Here is a 19,533-nt window from a genome sequence, read left to right on the forward strand (position 1 = left end):
TTTAAATGAGGTCTAAACCGCGCTCGATGTCGCGAATAATATCATCAATATCTTCCAAGCCAACAGAAACACGAATTAAACCTTCGCTGATACCTGCTGCTTGTTTGGCTTCTGGGGTCATTCTGCCATGCGATGTTGTTGCAGGATGAGTAATGGTTGATTTTACATCGCCCAAATTACTGGTGATAGATAGGAAGCGTGTGTTGTCAATCACAGTCCACGCGCCTTCACGCTCGCCTTTCACCACAAAAGATACAACACCGCCAAAGCCAGACTGTTGCTTTTTCGCCAACTCATGCCCCGCGTGATGCGGCAAGCCTGCATAATACACTTTTTCAACTTTTGGATGTGCATCTAGCCACTCTGCAAGTTTTTGTGCGCTGGCACAATGCGCTTTCATACGCAGGCTTAATGTTTCCAAGCCTTTTAAGAAAATCCATGCATTAAACGGACTTAATGAATTGCCCAAGGTACGAATAACGCTGTTGATTTCTTCGACCAACTTGTCTTTACCAACAACCGCACCACCCAAAGCACGCCCCTGACCATCAATATATTTGGTTGATGAATAAATAATAAGGTCTGCACCAAATTTTAGTGGTTGTTGCAAAACGGGCGTACAGAAAGTGTTATCTACCGCAAATAACGCACCATGTGCATGTGCAATATCGGCAATCGCTTGCAAGTCACCCACCTGAGCCAATGGATTTGATGGTGTTTCAATAAATAACAAACGCGTATTTGGACGAATCGCTTGCTTCCAACTGTCTAAATCTTCTAAATCAACAAAAGTGACATCGACACCAAACTTCATCACGTATTTTTCAAATAGTGAAATGATCGAGCCAAATACAGCACGTGAACAGACTACATGATCACCCGCTTTAAGATAAGCCAAAGTGATCGCATGAACGGCCGCCATACCCGAACTTGTCGCAACCGCACGTTCTGCACCATCTAATACTGCCAAGCGTTTTTCAAAAGCCTGTACAGTTGGATTGGTATAACGTGAATAGGTATTGCCTTCAATTTCACCTGAGAATTTTGCAGCTGCATCGGCAGCATTTTCACAAACAAATGATGAAGTCAGGAAAATTGGCTCACTGTGTTCGCCTTCAATTGTACGGTTGTGTCCAGTACGAATTGCCAAAGTATCTAATTGATATTCAATGTCGTCGTGTTGACTCATCTTTACTGCTCAGCCCTAAACTTAGTCCTAAGACCTGTTTGTTAAATAATTGCCAACATTTTGAGCGCCAAGCGCATTTAAGGTCAAGGTAAAATGTATAAATATCGCTTAGACTTCATTCAAATCGGCGCCACGTGTGATGGAACACCTCATGAATCAGCTACAAAGAAAATTTAATCCGCACCGAAAAAAGCTTAAAAACCTCAGCACTCGCTTATTTAAAAGCCGTGATTTGATCTTATCTCAGACCACGCCATACGACATCGTGGCACGTTATAAGTATGCGCAGATTCGCTATTACGCTTCGCCAGATAAGCAATATAAAGAGCCGCTGGTTTTTGTTGCGCCTTTAGCAATTACCATGTCGATTTATGACTTATATCCTTATCGCTCTTTAGTGAAACATTTTCAGCATAGCGGTTTTGATGTGTATTTGGTTGATTGGGGACAATTGACCTATCAACATTGTCATTTAAATTTTATGGCTTTTATTCAGGATGCAATCCCTAATTGTATTCAACTCATTTTACAACACGCCAAAGTCGAACAAATTTCACTACATGGTTGGAGTATGGCGGGTATTTTTGCCATGCTTTATACCGCCGACCAACAAACAACTCATATTAAAAACTTGATGGTTTTGGGTAGCCCTGTAGATAGCTATGCTTCGGGGCGGGTTGGTAAACTCTTTCAACTGACCAATCAACTGATTTCTAAATATCCCAAATTGCAACATGCCTTTTATTCAGGAAAAATTCCAAAGCATTTAATTCATACACCGGGTTTAATCAATGCGATTGGTTTTAAGATTTTAGACCCTAGAGCATGGCTGGAAAGCAATAAACAGATGCTGTCGAATCTGCACGACTTACAAACCTTGCATGAAAACGCAACTTTAGCCAATTTTTTAAATAATATGATTGATTATCCGGGTGGGATTAATCAGGACATGGTATTGAATGTATGGCTGCAAAACCCACTCAAACAAGGTCATATTCAACTCAAACAACATCAGATAGACCTTAAAAATATTCATTGTTCACTTTTGGTCGGTGCGGGTGATAGCGATCAAATTGTCACTGCTGAAGCTGCTCAACCTTTATGTGAATTGACAAGTAGTACCGATGTCACGTTTACTCTTATTCCAGGTGGACATTTGGGTTTAATGTCCAGTCAAAAAAGTGCCAATGAATTCTGGCCTAAACTGACCACTTGGTTAGAACAACGATCTAGCAAAATTGCATAAAGAGAGCAAAAACATGATTCAATCTGTTGCATTTATTGGCTTAGGCGCAATGGGCTACCGCATGGCAGCCCATTTACCTAAACATTTTGATACGGTCTATGTCTGGAATCGTAACTTTGCCAAAGCCGAGCAACATGCTGCTGAATATGGCACACAAGCGGTTGAATTGGCTCAAGCGGTGCAAGCAGATATTATTTTTTCTTGCTTGCCCACCAGTACCGAAGTTGAAAACCTGATTGCACAAGTTCAACTTAAAGCAGGTTCAGTCTGGGTCGATTGCACCAGTGGCGTACCCGAAAGTGCTAAAAAATTGGTACAACAACTTGAAGCACAACAGATCGACTTTTTAGATGCACCTGTAAGCGGACAAACCATTGGTGCAGAAAATGCCACATTAACAGTCATGATTGGCGGTAAAGCTGCTGCTTTTGAAAAAGCCCTACCTGCAATTCAGGCTTTTGGTAAAGTGATTCAGCATGTGGGTGAACCTGGTGCTGGCTTTGCCGTAAAAGCGGTGAATAATATGTTAATGGCAGTGAGTTTGTGTGCTGCAGCTGAAGGTTTTACCACCTTAAAAGCACATGGCGTAAACTTAAATCAGGCCTTGCAATGCATAAATGCTTCAAGTGGTAAAAGCGCAGTAACGGAAATGATTTTGCCGCAGCGAGTACTGAATCGCGCTTTTCCAAATACTTTTGCACTCCCTTTACTGGCTAAAGACACAGGTATCGCATTAGATTTAGTCCATGAAGCAGCTTTGCCTGCACCTGTATTGGCTTTAACCCAAAGCCTGATTCAAGCAGCGAATTTAACCGCAGAAAAAGACAGTGATTTTTCCACTGCTGTGAAAATGTATGAATTATGGAGTAATATTACCCTAGAGTAAGAACTCGCCATTGAATATACAGCCATAAACCCAATAATGTGTATCAAGTGGCTAGTCACACCATCATTAAGTAGAGGAAACTCTTATGAACAAGTTTAGCATTGCCGTATTTGCAAGCCTTGCAACTTTAATTGGGGCAAGTTCAACTACTTTTGCATCTGAACAAGAATGTCAGAAACTGAAAAATGACCACGATGTTATTTATGCATCTAAAGGGTTCTGCTTCAAAGACCCAGAAGCTAAAGCACGTTTTGGTAATGACAACTGCTATACAACCAAACCTAAGTTTTCTGAAAAAGAACAACAACGTCTTGACGCAATCAAAGAACGTCAAAAAGAACTGAACTGTAAATAACCGTTCTGAAATATCAAAGCTGAATTTAAGGAATCATAATGGCTTACGATGATCAAAATATTTTTGCAAGAATTCTACGTGGCGAACTTCCTGCAATTAAAGTGTATGAAGATGACCAAGTGCTTGCTTTTATGGACATCATGCCGCAAGCCGATGGTCACACTCTCGTGATTCCTAAAACGCCTGCAGTGACTTTATTGGATTTACCCGCAGATGCAGCAGCCTATACTATTCAAATTGTGCAAAAAATTGCGAAAGCAATGGAGCAAGCTTTGGGTGTAGATGGTATCGTGTTAATGCAATTGTCTGGTGCAAGTTCAGGTCAAACTGTCCCCCACGTGCATTTTCACTTAATTCCAACATCGGTTCATCAACTTGGGAAACATGCTGCACAAATGGGCGACCAAGAAAAAATTAAAGCTCAAGCGGAAAAAATTAAAGCAGCGCTTTAAATATTTCAAAAATGTCATACAAAAAAAATGGAGCAGCTGCTCCATTTTTTTGCATTCAGCTTTCTTCATTCATTTATATCACCATTTATGACACTAAGATGTCTTTCCCTTTGCAATTAAGTTATTTATTTCACATATTTTTCTATAAATAAAAATGTAATCATTAAAAAAATGCGAATAAAAGTAAGTTTTTGATCTAATTTGTTCTTTTTAATAATTTTGAAATATCTCCTTAATATTACTGTCGCATTTGTAAGGAATACTTAGCACCAATAGAGAACAGCAGTAGATCTACCCTACTTCTGAACAATGTTTAGGACTAAAAACAATAGTCTGTATTGGAGCTACACATGAAAAAAACGCTTTGCGCATTAGCAGTTGGGGCAACCTTCTTAACACCAGCATTAGCTATGGCTGCTGATGTTAAAGTTTATGGTCGTGCACACGTATCTTTAGACTATCTTGATGATGGTAAAGACTATAACGAAGTTGGTCTTTCTTCTAACTCATCACGTTTAGGCTTCAAAGCTGAACAAAAATTAGAAAACGGCATGACTGTTTTTGGTCAAGTTGAACAAGAAGTTAACTTTGCTAGCGGTAGCCAAGATGGTAAAAGCGTAGACTTTGCTACTCGTGATACTTTCGTAGGTTTAAAAGGTGACTTTGGTCAAGTACGTGCAGGTCGTTTTGACAGCCCATTTAAAGTTGCTCGTGGTCCAGTGAACTTCTTTGGTGATATGGTTGGTGACATTCGTAACGTAACACGTGTTAGTGATAATAAGTTTGATGAACGAAATGAAAATACCGTTGAATATAAATCTCCTAAATTCGGTGGTGGTTTTAACGTACTTGCAGCTTTATCATTACATCCAAGCACTTCAATTCCCAAAGATGCAACGACCGGAGAAGGTCAGGACGACAATAAAGCTTACGATCTGGCTTTAACTTATAAAGAAGGTCCTGTTGACTTTGCAGCTGCTTATGAACGCTATGAAGAAAACTCTGCAATTGGCTCGGGTGAGCGTGATGGATTCCGTATCGCAGCAGCATACAAAATCACACCAGAACTAAACTTAGGTGGTTTATACCAATATCTTACACATGACTTGGAAGGTACTGCAACCAAATATGCTGATGCACAAGTATTTGGTGTAGCGGCAGACTATAAAGTAGCACCAAAGACTTATGTACGTGGTCAGGTATTCCACCGTGACGTTGACACCGAAGATGCAAATTCTACACTTTTAGCAGTTGGCGTGGAACATCGTTTAGACAAGGCTGTACGTGTATACGCAAACCTTGCAACCATGTTAAATGATAAAAATGCTGATCTTACTCCTTGGAAAGAAGGTCGTAGCTTTGGTAACTCCGTAAAAGGTGCTAAAGACGAAAACTCAACAGCTCTTTCTTTAGGTTTCCGTTACGACTTCTAAGTCTGAACCAAACTTAAAACATAAAAACACGCTTCGGCGTGTTTTTTGCATACTTAAAAAACCAAATAAAAACTAAGCCAACAAACTTGCTGGCTTAGTTTATTCAAGTCAGTTTTGCAAAGCTGAATTTTTCAATATTAACGCTTTAAAAATCCAGACACTAAATTCATCACTTGTTGAATATCATCATTGGCTTCTTGTTTGCTAGTTTGCTCACCTTGTGGTGTCAATGAATCAATAATTTGCGGCAATACTGCAGAAATCGCATTATAAATATCTTGCTTTGGCGCCTGAGTTTGCTGTGCGACCTGCTCTACATCGGCATCATCAAATAAACTTTGTACTTGTTCAGCACCTACATGCGCATTTTCACCTGGGCCTGTAGACACCCAATCATCCACCTGACTGGTTAAGCCTTGTCCTTTGAGTTTATCCAAAGCACCTTGCAAGCCACCCTGTTTTTGAATCCATGCCAACACCAAAGGCAAAACTGCAATCAATAAACTTTGTGTACCTGAAGCACCTGTAGCAGAACGCTGTTGTTGCCCACCTAACTGACCTAGTACCGAACCAAGAATGCCACCCAAGCCGCCTTGCGCAGATTGTTGGTTATTACCACCAAGTTGCCCCAAAACCGAACCTAAAATACCACCCAATCCGCCTTGAGATTGATTAGATTGCTGATTCGCGCCCAATGCCTGCTTTGCTAAAATTTCAACAATATTGCTTAAATTGGTCATTTTATTTTCCTCATAATGCCCTTATGACAGCATACGAAGTTTTGACTGAATTGCGCGCTTGAAATTGTTAAATTTTGCAATATCCTAAATTTATGTGAATTAATTATCATTATTAGAATTTTGTGATCGTAATTCAGCACTTACCAGCGGAATTTATCCCAATTTTCAGGGTTTGCCCAAAACTTAGAATTAAACCAATCAGGCACGTGCTTATAAGTCAAAATATTAAATTGCCATAAGCACAAATGATGCTGCTCAAAGCGATGTTCAATCAATTGCGTAAAACCAAGCGCTCTAAGCAATTGCTCATCTTCACGCGCAGCAATCACCACAATACGTTTTGCCAATAAATCACGTAGCTTCACCAAAATTTGCGAAGTGTGTTGTGGCGTCTGCACAGCAAAATCTGCAGCATCTAAAAATACAACTGCCAAATCAAAACGTTGGGTAAAAGGCAGATTTAAAAATGCCAATGCGCTAAAATACTGCCATTGGATAGTTGGCTGCTCATCAGCCGCTTGATTGTTATACTTCGGGCTTGCTTCAATATTTTGCCCTATACACAATGCAGTAGAAATTGGCTGTTGTTGAGATAAATCATCAATTAATGCTTGAATTAAACGCATTTCAGCCATCACTGCATTCCTTCATTTTTGAGAGAGTATTCTTATGGAACTACAAGGCATTTGCCATAAAATGCACGCAGGTCTTAAGGACCATAGTGTAACTGATGAACAGGTACACAAGGCAAATGTTGAATATAAATTTATTCTAGACCGTTCAGAAATTGATCTACCTTTTCAGCTTGGGCAAGAGCTTGAACTAGAGTGGACGGGCAATATTTATTGTGTTTCTTGTGGCGTAAAAACACCAAAATCTTATTCGCAAGGACATTGTTTCAAGTGTTTTAAAACCAAAGCATCTTGCGATATGTGCATCATGAAGCCTGAAACCTGTCACTATCATTTAGGTACCTGTCGTGAAGATAGTTTTGCTCAAGAAGTCTGCTTTCAACCGCACATCGTATATTTAGCCAATTCAAGTGCTTTAAAAGTGGGAATCACCCGTTTAGGTCAAATGCCTACACGTTGGTTAGATCAGGGCGCAACCCAAGCCTTACCAATTATGAAAGTCGGCTCACGTCGTTTATCTGGGCAATTAGAAGTTATGTTTGGTACACAAGTCGCAGATAAAACCGACTGGCGCAAACTACTCAAAGGCGAAGCAGAGCCGCTAAACCTAATTGAAGTGCGTGAACAACTGATTGAAGAGTTTGCGCCTAAAATTCAGACCATTCGTGATGAGTTTAGTCAAAACCTTGAATTCAACGAAACGGTAGAGCTTTTAGATCAGGAACTTCCGCGTGAATTTGTGTACCCTGTAGAACAGTATCCTGAGAAAATTAAATCGCATAACTTAGATAAAACCCCAATCATTCGCGGCAAACTGCAAGGAATTAAAGGGCAATATTTAATCTTGGATACAGGTGTCATCAACATTCGTAAATACACAGGTTATGAGCTAAAAATTCGCGCTGAATAAATCTTGAAACTGCTTACTTAATCATTTTAGATGCACAAAAAAACCAGCAAATTTGCTGGTTTTTTTGTAGATGTTCATCACTTATTTGATTTTCGCTTTCGATTTCAAATATTGCGTATAGTCATCTAGCTCTTGTTGAGCACGTAATTGTTGATACAACTGCGCTAACTCTTTCAGTTGCTCAGGCGTTAAAGCATTCGATGTAGTATCGTTTACATTTGATACAGCTACCACCACCAATTCATTTGGTATAGATGCTGTTGTTACTGACCACATACCATCTTTAGGCGCAAGCACACTAAATGCAGCACGTTCAATTTCACGCTTTAACAAACCATCTGCACGGGTGAATGTGCCTGCATTTTCAAAACGGATTTGGTTTTTCGCCAAAACGGTCGCTGCAGGTTGAGTTTTAAAGGCATCCAACGCAGCTTGAATATCTTTTTTCGCTGCATCAAAGGCTTTTTTCTCAATCAGTTTAGCTTTTACGCGGGGTGTTGCTTCTTCTAAAGTTTGCACACCTGCGGCATGGTAATTACGCACTTTCACCCATACCACATCGCCATTGGCTAAAGTAATGTTACTCGATGCGTTGCGATCGCCATTTTTCACATCATCATTAAACAATTTAACTTTGACAGATGGCTGGCTTAAAACAGGATGCTGCGCCGCCAAAGTTAAACCATTAACAGATTCGACTTTGGCCGTTTTCACTTCTTCTGCCACAACATCTAAAGCATCACTACTCACCACCAATTCATTTAAGCTGTTGATGGTATCGGTATACGCATTTTCAGTTTTGGCTTTTTGCAACTCTGCCATTAAACGTGCTTTTTGAGTTTCAAACGCAGGGACTTGAACTGTAGCACCTTCTGTTTGAATCACATGATAGCCATATTGAGTTTTAATCGGCTGTGATACTTCACCAGATTTTAAGCTACCCACGGCTTTGTCAAAGGCATCGCCAAATACGCCTGCTTCATAACCTGCAACCTCACCACCTTTGGCTTTAGACTCAGGATCATCCGAATACTTTTGTGCAGCTGCAGTAAAGCTTGTACCTTGCTTAATTTCAGCTGCGGCTTGCTCTGCAAGTTTTTTAGCTGCGGCATCATCACGCGCATCGGTGGTGATTAAAATATGTCTCACTGTCGGTACAGCAGCACCTTTTTGAGTTTCGACAAACTTTTGATAAGCCTGTTGTAACTCTGCGTCAGTGACAGCCGTATTTGCAGGTGCAATATTGGCTGGAGTCACCACAATGTAATCGACATCAACGCTAGCAACCTGTTTAAAGGCATTGGCGTGCTGTTCATAATACGCAGCAATCTCTTGTGCATTTGTGGTGATGTTTTTCTTGTAGTCATCTAACTTAATGCTAGATAAATGCAAAGTACGTTGCTGGGTTTGTAAATTGGCAATTTGCTGAATATCAGACGGGCTAACTAAAGCATAATCGGTAAAGCTAGCACTCAGCATTTTTAACGCATGGTCTTGGCGTAAATTTGCCACAAGCGCCTGATTGGTCATGCCTACAGATTGCAGATAGTTCGCATACAAGCTTTCAGAAAACTTGCCATCTTGTTGGAAATTCGGTTGCTGTGCAATCATTTGTTCAATTTGTGCATCGCTCAAAGAAATCCCTAATTTCTCAGCTTGTTGTAATAACAAGGTACGTGCAACCAACGTATCTTTGGCTTTGTTTTGAATATAATTTTGATTCAATAGTGTTTCATCACCATTGGTATAGGCCAAGTATTGTTCTTTCAAGGAATTGGTCAGATTATCTAATTCTCGTTTTGAAATTTGCTGACCATTGACTGTTTGTGCAGTGTCTTCAGACTGACCTCCACTAAAATATCCTTCAATACCTACAAGTGCTAAAGGGGTCAAGAACAAGACGAGCAAAACTTTGCCCAACCAACCCTTAATAACTTTACGAAAAGATTCCATAAGTATTCCAATATTTTATTTGTGCGAGATTTTAACTGAAAACCCTCAACGAATGAATGCGTTGAAGCCGTTTATTGACATTATTAATAAAAAACGCGCCAATTGGCGCGCTTTCTTGGCATTTTAAAAGATTATGCTACTGAATCTTTTAAACCTTTACCCGCTTTAAAGCTTGGTACTTTGCTTGCTTTAATTTCAAGTGTAGCACCTGTTTGTGGGTTACGACCTGTGCGAGCAGCACGCTCTTTCACATTAAATGTACCAAAACCAACGAGGGTTACAGTATCACCCGCTTTAAGCGCTTCAGTAATAGAAGCAATTGTTGCGTCTAAGGCCTTACCTGCATCAGTCTTAGACAATCCCCCTTTCTCTGCAATTGCATCGATTAATTCTGATTTATTCATGAAAATTACGTCCTCTTAATATCGTTTATTTAAGGTCCAGAGATTTAATTTAAATTACCGTAACGCCTTTATAGCAATGCTTTGAGGGTAAAAGCAATACTCCCTGCACGCTTTTATGCAAAATAAATGGTAAAAACGATGGAACTGTTAGCCTCTATTCAGTTTTGCCCTAAAATACCCGATGTATAATAAAGCAACATCCTTTAAGCCCCCTTTCCACAGAATTACTTTTTCGCGACATCTTCTTTTAATTGTTTATTTTCTTCAATCAACGCATCGACTTTGGCATGTAATTGCAGTACCAATTGCTCCAAATGTTGTAGGTCTTTTGCTGTCACCAAGCCAATTCTATTTAAAGAATGATTGACGCTATGGTCAATTAAACGCTCAACTTTATCTTTAGTATCAATGACCGACTCTTTGGCTTTTTCAGACACTTTTTCAACTGTTTGATCGGCAATTTCTGTAGTTTTAGATTCTAATTCCTCACCCACCTTGACCAGAGAGTCAAACAATTTATTGCCTTCTTCTTCTGCGCGTGAAAATGCACCTAAACCTGCTAGCCAAATTTGCTTGGTATATTTACGAAAATCGAGTGATGATTTACGTCCTGAGCGTAATTTATCTTTATTTTTCAATGTGGTTTCTGATTCAAGCAAATGCTCTTCTACGCTATCCGTCGTTTTTTCCATGAACCTCTCTCCTGCTTATTTTATGCGCACATAAATGTAATAAACCTACAAAATGCTTTCATAATAGCAAATTAAATACTTGATCGTTTTGCTAAACTGTTCTACAAAGCAAGATTATTCGCTGCGCTTCTTAGAATGTATTCTCAACGAAGCGCAAAACAAGGAATTCAACTTTAGATTTAGGGACTTGATTTTATGAGTGATTCGCAACAAAGACAAAGTAATCCACATTTGTTGCTGACCATGCTCATGATTGTGCTGGAAACAATTTTTAGCTTTATTCTAAAACATGATCGTGTGGTCGCTTTGCAGGCTAAAAAGTTTGTCGACCAGAAAATCACCATTAAAATTAATAGCTATATTCCTTATTTCGACATTTACGTGGAATTCAATCCAAACGGCATCTTATTTGACAGCAAAGCACCTGAACAAGCTGTCGATTTAGATGTGCGCACCACCCTCATAGATTTATTTAAAATCTTTATTTTAGGTAATCGTCGCAGTATTAAACACATGCGTATAGATGGTGACATTACCCTTAAAGATGAGTTTCGTGATCTAATTTTGCATTTTAGTGCACCCAAAGTTTTAGCTGACTGGAAACAATGGCTGAAAGAAGCACCGCAAGAACAAGAAGTGATTGGTTCTAAAAAGCGCATTGCCCCACTTTTAGACAAAATTGATGAACAACGCTCTAAGATCAACACCCTACAAGTTGAGCTTAAACAGCATAAAAACCGTATTCGTCGGATTGAACGTCGTCAAAAGCGCATTAACATCGTCTTTGGTGTAATAACAGTACTATTAATTACGTTATTAGTGTATAATTTATGGATCGTTTAAACGCATTAAAATATCAAGAAAAACAGCGTAAATCCTCGCGCACAATATCACAATAAAATACTTGACTAATTTAGTCGGGATTCATAGAATACCCATATCTAGTCTAATCATGTGTATCGAATCATGCGCTTAACAACTCGCGGTCGCTACGCAGTGACTGCTCTACTTGATTTAGCTTTGCAGCCAACTGAACAAACGATCACGCTTGCTGAAATTGCAGCCCGTCAAACTATTTCTGTTGCTTATCTTGAGCAGTTATTCGCAAAACTTAAGCGCCACGGCTTAGTGTCTAGTGTTCGCGGTGCTAACGGTGGTTACCATTTAGCACGTAGTGCAAATGAAATCACTGTGCTAGAAATCATTGAAGCCGTAAACGAAACTGTTGATGCAACGCGTTGCGACCATAAAGGCAACTGTCAAAATGGTGCAATGTGCTTGACTCACGACTTATGGCAGGAACTCTCCCATCATATTGCCGACTATCTCGCTAAAATCTCACTTGCTGATTTAGTTGCGCGTGACAACGTACAAACTGTTGCCATTCGCCAGAACACAGCACCGTTTGATTCAGCTCTGTTATCGGTTACAGGTATTTGACATGAAACGTCCAATTTATCTTGACTACGCAGCAACCACTCCTGTAGATCCTCAAGTTGCAGAACGCATGATGGAGTGCCTGACTTTTGATGGGACTTTCGGTAATGCCGCTTCTCGTTCGCACGCTTATGGCTGGCAAGCAGAAGAAAAAGTTGAATATGCACGTGAACAAGTTGCGAACTTGATCAAAGCAGACCCACGTGAAATCGTGTGGACTTCTGGTGCAACAGAATCAGATAACCTTGCACTAAAAGGCGTAGCACAATTCTATTCGTCTAAAGGCAAACACATTATTACCTCTAAAATTGAACACAAAGCCATTTTAGATACCTGCCGTGAGCTTGAATCTGAAGGTTTTGAAATCACGTACTTAGAGCCACAACCACAAACAGGTTTAATTACACCTGAAATGGTTGAAGCGGCAATTCGTCCAGACACAATTTTAGTGTCGTTGATGATGGTCAATAACGAAATTGGTACGATTACCGATGTCGCTGCAATTGGCGAAATCACCCGTGCCAAAAAAATCTTCTTCCACGTTGATGCTGCGCAAGCTGCAGGTAAGGTAGAAATTGATTTATCTACCTTAAAAGTAGACTTAATGAGCTTCTCTGCACACAAAATCTATGGCCCTAAAGGTATTGGTGCGCTATTTGTACGCCGCAGTCCACGCGTACGCTTAAAAGCACAAATGCATGGTGGCGGTCATGAGCGTGGCATGCGTTCAGGCACACTTGCAACCCACCAAATTGTAGGTATGGGCGAAGCATTTGAACTTGCAGGCAAAAACTTGGCTTCTGAACAAGCCCGTTTACGTGTATTGCGCGACAAACTTTGGAATGGCTTGAACACCATGGAACAAGTTTTCCTGAATGGTCACCCAACACTAAACGTAGCCAACTATTTAAACGTCAGCTTCAACTTTGTTGAAGGTGAATCTTTAATGATGTCTCTTAAAGATGCTGCGGTATCTTCAGGTTCTGCGTGTACTTCAGCGACTTTAGAGCCATCTTATGTATTACGTGCACTAGGTCTTTCAGACGAACTTGCACACAGCTCAATTCGTTTCAGTTTTGGTAAATACACCACTGAAGAAGATATTGATCATGTCCTAACTGTGACTAAAGCTGCTGTTGAAAAGTTACGTGAACTTTCACCGCTTTGGGATATGTATAAAGAAGGGATTGACCTTTCTAAAGTAGAATGGACTGAACACTAATTCATCCCAAATCTAATGGCTTTGACAGGAAGCCATTAGATTGATAAAGGTAATTTCACCCCCATATTTATATTAAGGCTGACCCCGAGGTTTGGAGAAGCGACATGGCTTATAGCGATAAAGTAATTGATCATTACGAAAACCCTCGTAATGTTGGCGTTTTAGACAAAAATGCTGAAAACGTTGGTACAGGTATGGTGGGCGCACCTGCATGTGGCGATGTAATGCGTCTGCAAATTCAAGTGAATGACGAAGGCGTGATTGAAGAAGCACGTTTCAAAACTTATGGTTGTGGTTCTGCCATTGCTTCTAGTTCTTTGGTTACTGAGTGGCTTAAAGGTAAAACTTTAGATGAAGCACAAGCGATCAAGAACATTGATATTGCTACCGAACTTGCCCTTCCACCAGTGAAAGTACACTGCTCTGTATTGGCAGAAGATGCAATTAAAGCTGCTGTAGAAGACTATCGCAGCAAAAAGACCAAAGCTTAATTTGCTAAGTTTTGTGGAAAAACAAACGGAGTTTTCATGATCAATTTAACTGAAAATGCTGCAACTCATATCAGCAATTACTTAAAGAATCGCGGTAAGGGTCAAGGTATTCGCGTTGGTGTGAAAACTTCAGGCTGTTCTGGTTTGGCTTATGTACTCGAATTTGTAGATGAAGTCGATACGCACGACCAAATGTTTGAACAGTTTGGTGTTAAAGTTTTCGTTGATCCGAAAAGCCTAGTTTACCTAGATGGCATGGAAATGGACTATGTCAAAAATGGTTTAAACGAAGGTTTCGAGTTTAACAACCCCAATAAAAAAGGTGAATGTGGCTGCGGTGAATCGTTCACGGTATAACGCCACCTCCCTCTTTTTAGCTTAAAACAGTGTACAATACACTGTTTTAATTGCATTTATGCAGCCAATTTTGCACACTAATCGCGGATTCCATCTCCCATGAATCATTTTGAGTTGTTTAATCTTCCTGTTGCACTCGATATTGATTTCGCTACTTTAAAAGCTGAATTTTTAAAGCTACAGCAGCAATATCACCCCGACAAAACCGAAGACAAAGATCAAGCCTTGATTAAATCTAGTAAAATTAATCAGGCGTTTAAACAACTCTCTGCGGTAGACAGTCGTGCTGCATATTTACTCTCATTGAAAAAGCAAGATTATCATCTCGATCAATCCATCCATGACTTTGAATTTTTACAAGATGCCTTGGAAATTCGTGAGCAATTGGATGATGCCAACTGTGCCGATGACTTACAGTCATTAAAGGTTGAAGTACAACAATGGGTTGATGGCTTAGTCCGTGAATTTAAAATTGACTATGCCGAAGAAGATTGGGCAGAAGCGCGTGACACTGTGCGTAAATTACGCTTTTTCATGAAAGTTATGGCTGACCTAGACAAAGCTGAAGATCGTTTCCTTGATGATGACAGTTTTGATTTAGACGATGATTTTTAATTTTAGTTTGTATTTTAATATTTAACGGGCAAAGGATTTTACATAATGGCGCTCTTGCAAATTGCAGAACCAGGTCAATCAAGTGCACCGCATGAACATCGCATTGCGATTGGCATTGACTTAGGCACCACTCATTCATTGGTTGCCACAGTTCTTTCTGGTAAAGCCAAAGTCTTGCATGATGAGCAAGGTCGCGTGCTACTGCCTTCTATCGTCCATTATGCAGAGCAAAATACACATTATGGCAATGCTGCTGCGCCATTTATTACTACAGACCCTAAAAACACGATTGTTTCAGTCAAGCGTTTTATGGGTCGTTCTAAAGCGGACATTAAATTTCAACATCCATACACGTTAGTGGGTGAAGACAATCAAATGCCTGCTTTTGAAACAGCTCAAGGCCGTAAAACACCTGTTGAAATTTCGGCAGAATTACTTAAACAACTCAAAGACCGCGCAGAAGCCAGCTTACAAAACCCTGTAAATGGTGCAGTGATTACTGTTCCTGCTTATTTTGATGAAGCTCAACGCCAAGCCACACGTGACGCTGCCGAGCTTGCAGGTTTAAAAGTATTGCGTTTATTGAATGAACCGACTGCAGCAGCGGTTGCCTACGGTTTAGATCAAGACACCAACTTGGCTCAAGACCGTAACTATGTGATTTACGACTTGGGCGGTGGTACGTTTGACGTTTCTATTTTACGTTTCTCTCAAGGTGTTTTTGAAGTTTTAGCCACAGGCGGCCACACTGCTTTAGGTGGTGATGACTTAGATCGTCTGATTGTAAAATGGGCAAAAAAACAGTTGAATATTGAAAGTTTAGATGATGCAGAATATGCACACTTTATTGTGTCTGCACGTAAAGCCAAAGAAGCGCTCAGCAATGCAGAAAGTGTTGAATTAAAACTGTTAGAGCACACGCTGCAATTAGACCGCGCAAACTTTGAAAGTATTATTCAGGTTGCTTTAGATAAAACCATTAGTGTATGCAAACGTGTATTACGCGATGCCAAACTTGACCTAGATGACATTCAAAATGTAGTTTTAGTTGGTGGTTCAACACGTTCTTATGCCGTGCAAAAAGCTGTTCGTGAAGTATTTAATCAAGAACCATTATGCACAATTAACCCAGATGAAGTGGTTGCAATTGGTGCATCAATTACCGCCAATCAACTAATTGGTAACAGCAAAGATGGTTCGTTGCTATTAGACGTTACCCCACTGTCTTTGGGTTTAGAAACCATGGGCGGTTTGGTGGAACGCTTAATTTCACGCAATACTGCAATTCCTGTAGCACGTCGCCAAGAATTTACCACTTATCAAGATGGCCAATCTGCCATGTTGATTCATGTGGTACAAGGTGAGCGTGATTTGGTAGAACATTGTCGTAGCTTAGGTCGTTTTGTGCTACATGGTATTCCACCAATGACTGCGGGTCAGGCACGCATTGAAGTTACGTTCCAAGTCGATGCTGATGGCTTGCTCAGTGTTTCTGCTAAAGAAACCACTTCTGGTGTGACTGCAAATATCGACATCAAGCCATCTTATGGTTTATCTGAAGCAGATACCGAGCGTTTGCTGCTAGATGGTTTCAAATATGCAGAAGAAGACAAGCAATTGCGTCATTTGCATGAAACCAAAGTTGAAGCACAACGTGAACTTGAAGCTTTACAACAAGCCTTAAAAGTAGATGCACAACTATTAAGCCCAGAACAATTAGAAGCTTTAAATACTGCCAAAGCGCAGTTGGAAGCCGAATTGACTGGACAAGACATTAAAGCCATTGAACATGCTGTTGAACAGCTTAAAATACACAGTGATGCTTTTGCTGCAATTCGTATGAATCAACATATTGATACAGCACTTAAAGGCACTAAACTCGACGACTGGTCAAACTCAAACTAATTTAAGGTAAAGATTATGCCACGTATTAAAGTACTTCCACATGCGCAATTCTGCCCAGAAGGTGCTGAGTTTGAAGTCGAACAAAATGCCAACTTATGCGAAAGCTTACTTGAAAATGGCATTAAAATTGAACATGCTTGCGATATGTCTTGTGCATGTACCACTTGCCACGTTGTTGTTCGTAAAGGCTTTGACAGCCTAGAAGAAATGGATGATGTTGAAGCTGACTTATTAGACCGTGCTTGGGGTTTAGAGCCTGATTCACGCTTATCTTGTCAGGTTAAAGTGGTCAATGAAGACTTGGAAGTCGAAATTCCAAAATACACCATTAACCATGCTTCAGAAAATCATTAATCATAAAATGATGCTAATTCTAAAAAACTGCGCTACGGCGCAGTTTTTTTTATTGCACAACTTTAGATTTAAAATTTTTGAGGATTTAAAAGTTAAACGAGATCTACATTATAAGAAAAATTTTAGTGTTTTTCAGGAATATGAGTTTTGGCAATTTCTTCAACAGGTGGATGTTCAATCACTTCATCTTCAAGATTAAGTTTTACAATGCCCTGTGAGTTGGTCAGCTTTTGCTGCGTTTGAATTCTTTTAATCATTTTTTCTAATACGGTAATTAGCTCAGGATATTCAAAATTCTGCACTTCATCCAAATTAAGCAACAAATGAAAACCTTTATATTCGTAGTCAAACCAACGCTGATAATCCGACTTGCTGGCCGCATATTTTTCCATCACTTGCCAAGTTTTTACAGGACCTTGAATCCCCTTTAAAAAGATCGGTGCTTTCGGAGCACACAAATAATCATTTTTAATCAGTTTATAAGTGTCATCTGAAAGTAAAATTTCATCAACTTCGGCCGCACTTTGCAAACGCGCAGCTAAGTTAGCATCACGCCCAACAATGGTATATGCCATCCGATGTGCTGCACCGTAGTTCCCAACGTGGCAATATCCTGTACTGATACCCATACGAATATGTAAAGGCGGATAGCCCATTTTAACCCAACGTTCGCGTAACAATTTCATTTGCTGACGCATCGCAATAGCCATCTCTACACAAGTTTTAGCATCTTGTTCAACACCTTGCGTATTTGGATCACCAAAGAAAATTAAAATCGCATCACCCATAAACTTATCCACCGTCGCTTCATATTGCTTGGCAATTTCGGTCATGTGGCTTAAATAATCATTGAGCAGGAATGCTAAATCATCTGGAATTAGTGTTTCAGAAAGTTCAGTAAAGCCTTGAATATCAGAAAAGAAAATCGTCATTTTTTTACGTTTATATTCAATTTTCGCTTCCGACTCACCTTTCATAATCGATTGCCACAACTGCAAAGGTGCATAGCGACTAAGCTGATTCGCAAATTCCATATAGCGGTTCATTTGTGTGTAGTAATGGTCTTTCTTTGCCGTGGTATAGCGGATACGACGTGCCTGATAGGCACTGCCCATGCCAAAGTAAAAGATCATACATAAAAAGGCTAAAATCGTAAGTTCGGTACTGCTTTGTTCAAAATATTCGTTAAAACCAAAAATAAAAATATTACAAAAATAAAAAACTGTGACCGCCAATAAGGATGCCAATGCCACCAAAAAGAAAGAAACTTTAATATAAATGGCGGTATATAGCAGCGCAAATAAAGCGGCAAAAGTAAGTACCAAATTCAGATGTACCGCAGACAAACATACTGCGACTACCACAATATCAATAATAAACAGGATATTACGCTTGGCTTGATGACTATATTTATATTGCAGCCAACGCGAAAATTTAGGAATTATCAGTAATAAAAAAGTAAGAAAAAACGGAAGGTAAATTTGATAATTGGTATCGGCGTAGGTGTAGTGATAGACCACCATAATCAGGGATAAACTTGCATACCCGACTAAACGATGCAGAAATTCGAATTGTTTGGGATCTCTTTCCATCCAATTGTACATGAACACCGCGGCCTACTCCAATCTAGGATTAAAAAGCCACGCATCCTGCGTGGCAATTCATTTCAATTAATCCATTCGCCAGTCAAATGGCATATCGCCTTGACCACGCAGAGCAAGCATCAAGGTTTGACGCATGTGAGCCAAAACTTCATTGCTGTATGGTACAGCTGGCGTACCCCAAACTGGTTTAGGCCAAGCCACATCATTTTGATAACGCACGACGTGATGAAAATGCAATTGTGGAACCATATTACCTAAAGCCGCCACATTCATTTTATCGGCACGGAATACACGTGATAATTGGCTAGATAACCAGCTAGATTCACGTAAAAATTGTTCTTGGTCTGCCTGGCTTAATTCGTATAGTTCTGTAACCCCTGGCACACGTGGAATTAGAATTAACCAAGGGAATTGCATATCATTCATTAAACGACATGTTGACAGAGGAAAGTCGCCTACAAAAAAAGTATCTTGAGCAAGTTGTGGATGCAAACTAAACATATCTTTATAAATGACGCAAATTGTAATGATGGGTAATACTATCACATCCCTAGTGAACTGAGTATGATTCCCATCATGTTTCGATGTAAATAAAGTGCAATTTTAACCAAATTCATCATGAATAATATTCATTATAGAATCAGAGGTTTCTTAGC

General features: G+C 39.9%; 22 protein-coding genes. 14 read left to right on the forward strand and 8 right to left on the reverse strand.

Annotation, left to right across the window (positions count from 1 at the left end; translation table 11 throughout):
* Position 1 precedes the first annotated feature (1 nt).
* A complete protein-coding gene (locus FTT70_RS11230) occupies positions 2-1,189 on the reverse strand; it encodes an O-succinylhomoserine sulfhydrylase (protein ID WP_167845986.1) in 1,188 nt (395 codons plus the stop codon).
* 151 nt (positions 1,190-1,340) lie between these two features.
* Here FTT70_RS11230 and FTT70_RS11235 point away from each other — a divergent pair, with 151 nt between their 5' ends.
* The 5 genes from FTT70_RS11235 (at position 1,341) to FTT70_RS11255 (ending at position 5,561) form a co-directional block, all read left to right on the forward strand.
* The gene (locus FTT70_RS11235) at positions 1,341-2,435 is read left to right on the forward strand and encodes an alpha/beta fold hydrolase (protein ID WP_131261453.1); all 1,095 of its coding nucleotides are present in this window, start codon (positions 1,341-1,343) and stop codon (positions 2,433-2,435) included.
* Between the two features lie 13 nt (positions 2,436-2,448).
* Complete coding sequence (locus FTT70_RS11240) at positions 2,449-3,321, forward strand: NAD(P)-dependent oxidoreductase (RefSeq protein ID WP_096901444.1); 873 nt, start codon at positions 2,449-2,451, stop codon at positions 3,319-3,321.
* Between the two features lie 85 nt (positions 3,322-3,406).
* Entirely contained in the window at positions 3,407-3,676 is a 270-nt protein-coding gene (locus FTT70_RS11245) for a YARHG domain-containing protein (RefSeq protein WP_004976631.1), read from the forward strand.
* A gap of 38 nt (positions 3,677-3,714) precedes the next feature.
* Positions 3,715-4,128: an HIT family protein gene (locus FTT70_RS11250; protein ID WP_131261454.1), complete on the forward strand. Its 414-nt coding sequence runs from the start codon at positions 3,715-3,717 to the stop codon at positions 4,126-4,128.
* Between the two features lie 350 nt (positions 4,129-4,478).
* Positions 4,479-5,561 (forward strand): porin, encoded by a 1,083-nt coding sequence (locus FTT70_RS11255; RefSeq protein ID WP_004976633.1) that lies wholly within the window; start codon positions 4,479-4,481, stop codon positions 5,559-5,561.
* 137 nt (positions 5,562-5,698) lie between these two features.
* Here the strand turns inward: FTT70_RS11255 and FTT70_RS11260 are convergent, their stop codons facing one another.
* Together FTT70_RS11260 and FTT70_RS11265 are read right to left on the reverse strand one after the other, a co-directional pair.
* Positions 5,699-6,301, reverse strand: a complete 603-nt coding sequence (locus tag FTT70_RS11260) for a YidB family protein (protein WP_004976634.1) — start codon at positions 6,299-6,301, stop codon at positions 5,699-5,701.
* Positions 6,302-6,441: 140 nt separating this feature from the next.
* Positions 6,442-6,936 carry a DUF6231 family protein gene (locus FTT70_RS11265; RefSeq protein WP_167845983.1) on the reverse strand — a complete coding sequence of 165 codons (495 nt, stop codon included), beginning with the start codon at positions 6,934-6,936 and terminating at the stop codon, positions 6,442-6,444.
* 34 nt (positions 6,937-6,970) lie between these two features.
* On the opposite strand from FTT70_RS11265, the gene FTT70_RS11270 reads away from it, so the two are divergent.
* On the forward strand, positions 6,971-7,843 hold the full coding sequence (locus FTT70_RS11270) for a DUF2797 domain-containing protein (RefSeq protein WP_179996393.1): 873 nt from the start codon (positions 6,971-6,973) through the stop codon (positions 7,841-7,843).
* Between the two features lie 81 nt (positions 7,844-7,924).
* Here the strand turns inward: FTT70_RS11270 and FTT70_RS11275 are convergent, their stop codons facing one another.
* The 3 genes from FTT70_RS11275 to FTT70_RS11285 form a co-directional block, all read right to left on the reverse strand.
* Positions 7,925-9,796: a SurA N-terminal domain-containing protein gene (locus FTT70_RS11275; protein WP_180168629.1), complete on the reverse strand. Its 1,872-nt coding sequence runs from the start codon at positions 9,794-9,796 to the stop codon at positions 7,925-7,927.
* A gap of 131 nt (positions 9,797-9,927) precedes the next feature.
* Entirely contained in the window at positions 9,928-10,200 is a 273-nt protein-coding gene (locus tag FTT70_RS11280) for an HU family DNA-binding protein (protein WP_004976639.1), read from the reverse strand.
* A 224-nt stretch (positions 10,201-10,424) separates the two neighbouring features.
* Complete coding sequence (locus FTT70_RS11285; protein ID WP_004976642.1) at positions 10,425-10,892, reverse strand: phasin family protein; 468 nt, start codon at positions 10,890-10,892, stop codon at positions 10,425-10,427.
* A gap of 195 nt (positions 10,893-11,087) precedes the next feature.
* Here FTT70_RS11285 and FTT70_RS11290 point away from each other — a divergent pair, with 195 nt between their 5' ends.
* From FTT70_RS11290 to fdx, 8 genes are all read left to right on the forward strand, one after another.
* Positions 11,088-11,735, forward strand: a complete 648-nt coding sequence (locus tag FTT70_RS11290; protein WP_004976643.1) for a hypothetical protein — start codon at positions 11,088-11,090, stop codon at positions 11,733-11,735.
* Positions 11,736-11,858: 123 nt separating this feature from the next.
* Positions 11,859-12,332, forward strand: a complete 474-nt coding sequence (locus FTT70_RS11295) for an Rrf2 family transcriptional regulator (protein ID WP_004976645.1) — start codon at positions 11,859-11,861, stop codon at positions 12,330-12,332.
* 1 nt (position 12,333) lies between these two features.
* A complete protein-coding gene (locus FTT70_RS11300) occupies positions 12,334-13,551 on the forward strand; it encodes an IscS subfamily cysteine desulfurase (RefSeq protein ID WP_004976647.1) in 1,218 nt (405 codons plus the stop codon).
* A 104-nt stretch (positions 13,552-13,655) separates the two neighbouring features.
* Positions 13,656-14,042 carry a Fe-S cluster assembly scaffold IscU gene (gene iscU, locus FTT70_RS11305; protein WP_004976649.1) on the forward strand — a complete coding sequence of 129 codons (387 nt, stop codon included), beginning with the start codon at positions 13,656-13,658 and terminating at the stop codon, positions 14,040-14,042.
* Between the two features lie 36 nt (positions 14,043-14,078).
* The gene (gene iscA, locus FTT70_RS11310; RefSeq protein ID WP_004976650.1) at positions 14,079-14,399 is read left to right on the forward strand and encodes an iron-sulfur cluster assembly protein IscA; all 321 of its coding nucleotides are present in this window, start codon (positions 14,079-14,081) and stop codon (positions 14,397-14,399) included.
* 99 nt (positions 14,400-14,498) lie between these two features.
* Complete coding sequence (gene hscB, locus FTT70_RS11315; RefSeq protein ID WP_180168630.1) at positions 14,499-15,014, forward strand: Fe-S protein assembly co-chaperone HscB; 516 nt, start codon at positions 14,499-14,501, stop codon at positions 15,012-15,014.
* A 45-nt stretch (positions 15,015-15,059) separates the two neighbouring features.
* Positions 15,060-16,919 carry a Fe-S protein assembly chaperone HscA gene (gene hscA / locus FTT70_RS11320; protein ID WP_004976654.1) on the forward strand — a complete coding sequence of 620 codons (1,860 nt, stop codon included), beginning with the start codon at positions 15,060-15,062 and terminating at the stop codon, positions 16,917-16,919.
* A gap of 15 nt (positions 16,920-16,934) precedes the next feature.
* Positions 16,935-17,273, forward strand: coding sequence for an ISC system 2Fe-2S type ferredoxin (gene fdx / locus FTT70_RS11325; protein ID WP_004976656.1), 339 nt, complete (start codon positions 16,935-16,937; stop codon positions 17,271-17,273).
* 122 nt (positions 17,274-17,395) lie between these two features.
* Here fdx and FTT70_RS11330 read toward each other — a convergent pair whose 3' ends face one another.
* Positions 17,396-18,877 (reverse strand): adenylate/guanylate cyclase domain-containing protein, encoded by a 1,482-nt coding sequence (locus tag FTT70_RS11330; protein ID WP_004976658.1) that lies wholly within the window; start codon positions 18,875-18,877, stop codon positions 17,396-17,398.
* Positions 18,878-18,943: 66 nt separating this feature from the next.
* Complete coding sequence (locus FTT70_RS11335; protein ID WP_004976660.1) at positions 18,944-19,378, reverse strand: HIT domain-containing protein; 435 nt, start codon at positions 19,376-19,378, stop codon at positions 18,944-18,946.
* Positions 19,379-19,533: the final 155 nt, after the last annotated feature.

It is taken from the genome of Acinetobacter sp. YH01003 (assembly GCF_013420525.1).
Classification (GTDB): Bacteria; Pseudomonadota; Gammaproteobacteria; order Pseudomonadales; family Moraxellaceae; genus Acinetobacter; species Acinetobacter towneri.